Annotated in this window: 1 protein-coding gene and 1 pseudogene; both read right to left on the bottom strand. The window is 64.1% G+C overall.

All coding sequences use genetic code 11. The annotated features are described in order from the left end of the window. Positions 1 to 1,956 (bottom strand): annotated as a pseudogene (locus ASE07_RS31025) (non-ribosomal peptide synthetase); the annotation flags it as partial. A gap of 1 nt (position 1,957) precedes the next feature. Continuing rightward, on the bottom strand, positions 1,958 to 5,889 hold a 3,932-nt coding region (locus tag ASE07_RS31020), incomplete at its 3' end, for an amino acid adenylation domain-containing protein (protein ID WP_442946138.1). Between the last annotated feature and the right edge of the window lie 7 nt (positions 5,890 to 5,896).

Here is a 5,896-nt window from a genome sequence, read left to right as displayed (position 1 = left end):
ATTGCGAATCGGCTTGCCCAGCGGCACCCCGTGCGCCTGGTAGCGCTCCAGGTCGTCCGACAATGAATAACTGGCGACCACGTCGCTGCATTCGGTCGGGCCRTAGCTGTTGATGACTTGCGCGCGCGGGCTCGGCAGCAGCGCCAGCTTGGCCGGCTGGATCGGCTCGCCACCCAGCACCAGGCGGCGCAAGCTGCCCAGCCGCCGGCGCGGGGCGGCTACATCGGCATCGACCAGCGCATGGAAGGCGCTGGGCGCCATGTTCAGGTGGGTGATGCCGGCTGCTGCCACCTGCGCCAGGATCGCCTGGGCATCGAACGGTTCGTCGGCCAGATGCAGCGTGGCGCCCACAACCAGCGGGGCAAAAATGTTTTTCTGGGTCAGGTCGAAGCTGTGCGAGGTGACCAGCAGCACCCGGTCTTGCTGCGACACGCCAATGTCGTCCAGGTACCAGTCGAGCAGGTTCTGCAGGCCGCCGTGCTGCACCTGGGCCGCCTTGGGCGTGCCGGTCGAGCCGGAGGTGAAGATCACGTAGGCCAGGTGTTCGGGASCCAGTCCCGTGTGTTGCGGTGCGCTGTGCGGCTGGTCTTGCCAGTTGGCMGCATCAGCCTGSAGGTCGATCAGCGGCACTTCGCCGGCGTGCGGAGCAATGGCCGGGAGGACGCTGCTGCGGCTGAGGATGGCCGTGGGCGTGCATTCCTGCAGCATTGCGCCCAGGCGCTGGGCCGGGTAGCCGGGGTCGACCGGCACGTAGGCGCCGCCGGCCTTGAGGATCGCGAGCATGCCCACCACCATGTCGATGCTGCGCTCGACGCACAGGGCGASCGTGCGCAGGTGGTGCGCCAGGCGGCTGGACTGGACGTCGAGTTCGCGGTAGCTAATATGCGCTGCGCCGCAGGCGACTGCGACCGCCTGCGGGGTGCGTGTTGCCTGTTCTGCAAACAGCTCATGGACCAGCCGTCCTTGCCGTCCCATACGCTGCGTCGCGTTCCAGGTGTCGACCACCAGTGTGCGTTCGGCCGCCGGCAGCAAAGGCAGGCTGTCGACCCGCTGGCGTTCGTCGAGCACCATGGCCTGCAACAGTTGCCGCAACTGCGCGATGCTGCGCTCGATAGTGGCTCGGTCGAACAGCGATGTGGCGTAGGTCACGGCACCGATGATCTGTCCGTCCATCTCGGTCAGATTCAATGCCAGATCGAACTTCGTCAGGTCATAGGTCGCATCTGCCGACGACAGTGTCAGTCCGTTGAGTTTGAGCTCGGAGACCTGATTGTTCTGCCAGTTGATCAGGACCTGGAACAAGGGGTGATGCGCGACGCTACGCGGCGGGTTGACCACCTCCACTACCTGTTCGAACGGCAGATCTTGGTTGCCTTGCGCCGCAAGTACCTGTTCCTTGACGTGACGGAGCAAGCCGGCAACGCTCTGCCCGGTACCGAGGTCGATGCGCAGCGCCAGCGTATTGAGAAAGAAGCCGATCAAGGGTTCGACTTCCGTGCGCGTGCGCCCTGCCACCGGCGTGCCGATGACGATGTCGTCCTGTCCCGATAGACGCGCCAGCAAGGCGGCCCAGCCGGCGAGCACGGTCATGAACAGCGTAGTGCCATGGCGCCGGCTCAGGTCTTGGAGACCTCGTGTGAGAACCACGTCCAGCTCAATGTCGACACCGGCGCCAGTGACGTCAGGATGCGGTGGTCGGAGGCGATCGGTCGGCAGTTCCAGCAGCGCGGGTGCCCCGGCCAGCGTCTGCTGCCAGTAGGTCGCCTGCGCCTGCAGCACCTCGCCATCGATCCAGCGTCGCTGCCAGGCCGCATAGTCGGCGTACTGGATCGCCAGTGACGGCAGAGGATCGTCGCGTCCTTCGCAATACGCGTTGTACAGCGCGCTGAACTCGTTGACCAGAATGCCCTGCGACCAGCCGTCGGAGACGATGTGGTGCATCGTCACCAGCAGTACNCCTTCGCAATACGCGTTGTACAGCGCGCTGAACTCGTTGACCAGAATGCCCTGCGACCAGCCGTCGGAGACGATGTGGTGCATCGTCACCAGCAGTACGTGCTCGTCGTCGGCGAGCCGGATCAGTTGCCCGCGCACCAGCGGGCCGGTGGCCAGATCGAACGGTGCGGCAGCTTCAGCGTCGGCCAGTTCGTCGAGTTTGGCTTCGGCGTCATTCTGGTTGCGCAGGTCGTGTTCCTGCAATATAAAGCCAGTGTCAGCGGCGATGCGCTGCACCGGCTGGCCTTGTTCCAGCACGAAGGTCGTTCGCAGGGCTTCGTGGCGGGCGACGATGCGGTCCAGTGCCTGCTGCAATGCGTTGCGGTCGAGCGTGCCCTGCATGCGCAGCCCGAGCGGGATGTGATACGCCTGGCTGACGCCCTCCATCTGCGACAGGAACCATAGCCGTTGCTGTGCGAACGACAGCGGCAGCGGGCTCTCGCGCGACGCCAGCGTGATGGCTGGCAGTTCGCTTTGCGCATGCGCRGCCTGGCCGACGGCTGTCGCCAGCGCCGACAGGCTGGTATGGGTGAACAGTTCGGTCACGCCCAGTTCCACACCCAGCACCTGGCGCACGCGTGATGCGACCTTGACTGCCAGCAGCGAGTGGCCGCCGAGGGTGAAGAAGTTGTCGTGACGACTGATCTGCTCAACGGCCAGCACCTCGGCCCAGATTGTAGCCAGCGCGATTTCAACTTCGCCTTGCGGCGCTTCGTATGGACGCACTGCATACGCATCGCCTTCCGGTGCCGGCAGTGCCTGCCGGTCCAGCTTGCCATTTGGCGTCAGCGGCAGGGTGTCGAGTACGACATACGCGGCCGGCACCATGTACTCCGGCAGCATCGCTTGCAAACTGACACGCAGCGCTTCGCTGTCGAGCTGCGCCTCTTCCGTCTTGGTCACATAAGCCACCAGACGCATGTCGCCCGGTCGGTCCTCGCGTGCCAGCACCACCGCTTCGCGCACGCCATCCTGCTCCAGCAGCTTCGCTTCAATTTCTCCCAACTCGATCCGAAAGCCGCGCAACTTGACCTGCTGGTCGTTGCGGCCTAGGAACTCGATATTGCCGTCGGGCAGGTAACGCCCCAGGTCCCCGCTCCGGTACATCCGGGCGCCCGGTTCACTGCTGAACGGATCGGGCAGGAAACGCTCCTGTGTCAGCTCGTCCCGGTTCAGATAACCGCGCGCGACGCCTGCACCGCCGATATACAGTTCGGCCTGCACCCCTTGCGGCACCGGTTTCCTGTTCCGGTCTAGCAAGTAGATGCGCGCGTTCGCCATCGGCCGCCCGATGATCCTGCCATTTGCCGCGCCGGCCTGCGGATCATGTAGCGCGGCATTAACCGTCGTCTCCGTTGGTCCGTAGGCATTGATAAGCCGCGGCTTGTGACCCTGATGTGCGAGCCAGCGCCCGAGCGCCACGCTGCCCATCTCCTCGCCGCCCACGATCATCTGGCGCAGGCAGGCCGGAATATCGGACAAGTCTTCCTGAACCAGTTGTTCCCAGTATCGTGTCGGGAGGTTGACCCAGCTGACATCGTGCTCGCGGCAAAGCGACCAAAAGGTCCGGGCGCTACCGACCCACGCCGGGGTACGCAGGACCAGCGTCGCACCGCTGCTCAGCGCGCAAAAAATTTCCTCGACCGAGACGTCAAAATTCATCGACGCAAATTGCAGCATCCTTTCCTGCGGCCCAAGCGTACAGTGCCGGCTAAGTGCCGTAACCTGGCTGCATAGGTGCCGGTGCTCAACCATCACGCCCTTCGGCTTGCCGGTCGAGCCGGAGGTATAGATCACGTAAGCGAGATGGTGCGGCGCCAGACCGAGCGTGGCAACATCGAGGTTACCGTCATCCTCGCCTGCCCAGTATGCGCTCTGGGTATCCAGGTCGAGCAGCGGAGCCGGCGATGCATTGAGCATTGCCCGCAAGGGCCCGCCGACGGACGCATGCGTCAGCACGGCAACCGGTGTGCTGTCTTCTATCATGAATGCGAGCCGCTCCGCTGGATAGGCCGGATCCAGCGGCACATAGCCGCCGCCAGCCTTCAGTACGGCCATCGCTCCCACCACCATGTCGATGCCCCGCTCCATGCAAAGCGCCACCCGCGCATCGAAGCCAACGCCGATCTTGCGCAGATGCCGCGCGAACCGGTTGGCTCGCGCATTGAGCTCCCCGTAGGTCAGCGTCACGCCTTCATGCACCAATGCCGTCGTGTCCGGGGCAAGCGCCGCATGCAACTCAAACAAGGTATGGACGCATTGGTCGGCCGGGTATGTGACCTCGCCGCCGCTCCAGTCCACCTGCAGCTGGTGGCGTTCCTGTGGTGTCAACAGGTCAAGCTGCTCGACCGGCAGGTCAGGCCGTCGCTCCAGCGCGTCCATCATCCCAGCGAGTACGACCTGGACATAGGCGCAGACACGCTCGGGATCGGCCGGCGCTTCGGTCTGTGCCGTCAGGAAGAAATCCTCACCGTCATCGTCGACCGACAAGGTAAATGGATAGCTGGTCCTCTCGTGATTGCCCAGTGACTGGATACCTTCCCAAGCCTGCAAGGTGCCATCGTCCGCAGGCACAGCCACGTTGCTATGCCGGTAATTCAGTACCGCGCTAAAAAGCGGTGCCGGCGCTGCGATTGCGCTGCAGCGCTGGGCAAGCGCCAGCGGCGCATGTTCATGACGCAGCAGGCGCGAGAGCGCGGCATGGATGTTTTTTACGCCAGTCTGGACGCCCATTCCGGAAGCGCGCAGGCGCAACGGCAAGGTGTTCATAAACAGACCGACCACCCGGTCCGCGCCAGCGCCGCCCTGCATGCGTCCGAACAGCACGGTGCCGAACACCACGTCGTCCTGGTTTGAAACCTCGGCAAGGACCCTGGCCCAGGCAAGATGGAATATGCTGGCGGCGCTCACTCCCTGCGCGCGGGCACGCCGGCGCACGCGTGCCGCCAGCGCCGGATCGACAACGGCTTTTGCCTCGTGCGTGGCAACCCCATCACGTCGCGCGTCCGACAGTCCAAACGGAATAGTCGGTGTATCGAAACCGTTCAGCATGTCACGGAAAAAGTCTTCGTGCTCCTGACGGCTGATTCCCAGGCGGGTCTGAGCAATGAAATTGCGAAACGGAAGCGGTGCCGGCAAAGCGTCCCAGCCCCCGGCAAGAAACGCCTGCATTTCCTCCATCACCACGTCCAGCGTCGTGTGGTCTCCCCACAAATGATGGCTGAGCAGGCGCAACAGCCAGCGATCGTTCCCGGTATCGTGGGCAATATACACGTGCATTAGCGGCGCCTTGCGCACATCAAGGCGGCGGTGCTGCGGATCTGCCAATGTTTCGAGCTGCGCAAGGACGTCGCCGTTCGCCGGAGCTATCGTCACTTCCTCAATGACAACTGGTGCATGGCGCCAGACCACCTGGACTGGCTCGGGTAAGCCTTGCCACAGGAATGCCGTGCGAAGGATGTCGTGCCGGTCGACGACCGACTGCAGTGCCTGGAGGAAAGCATCGAGGCGCTTGCGGGAATCGAAACCATAGGAGCCGGCAAGCAGGTAGGGGTCGCCCTCCTTCGTCATCAAATGATGGAACAGGATCCCTTCCTGCAGAGGTGCCAGCGGGTAGATGTCCTGGATATTGGCAACGCCACCCGGCACCGTCTGCACGATTCGGTCTATGTCCCCCTGGCTCAGGTCGACTAGCGGCAACATGTCCGGCGTGATCGATGCGCATCCGGGTGCAATCCGGTTTTCCGGCACCGTCACCAGCGTGTGCGTCCCACCCACCGCCTGGGCCAGCGCGGTCAGCGTAGGCGCATCGAACAGTGCGCGTACGTCGGTATGCAGGTCTTCGCGGCGCATGCGCTCGATCAGCGTCACCGCCAGCAGCGAATGGCCGCCCAGCCGGAAG

It is taken from the genome of Noviherbaspirillum sp. Root189, assembly GCF_001428545.1.
In the GTDB taxonomy this organism is placed as follows: domain Bacteria; phylum Pseudomonadota; class Gammaproteobacteria; order Burkholderiales; family Burkholderiaceae_D; genus Noviherbaspirillum.
This window is presented reverse-complemented; position numbering and strand designations above follow the sequence as displayed.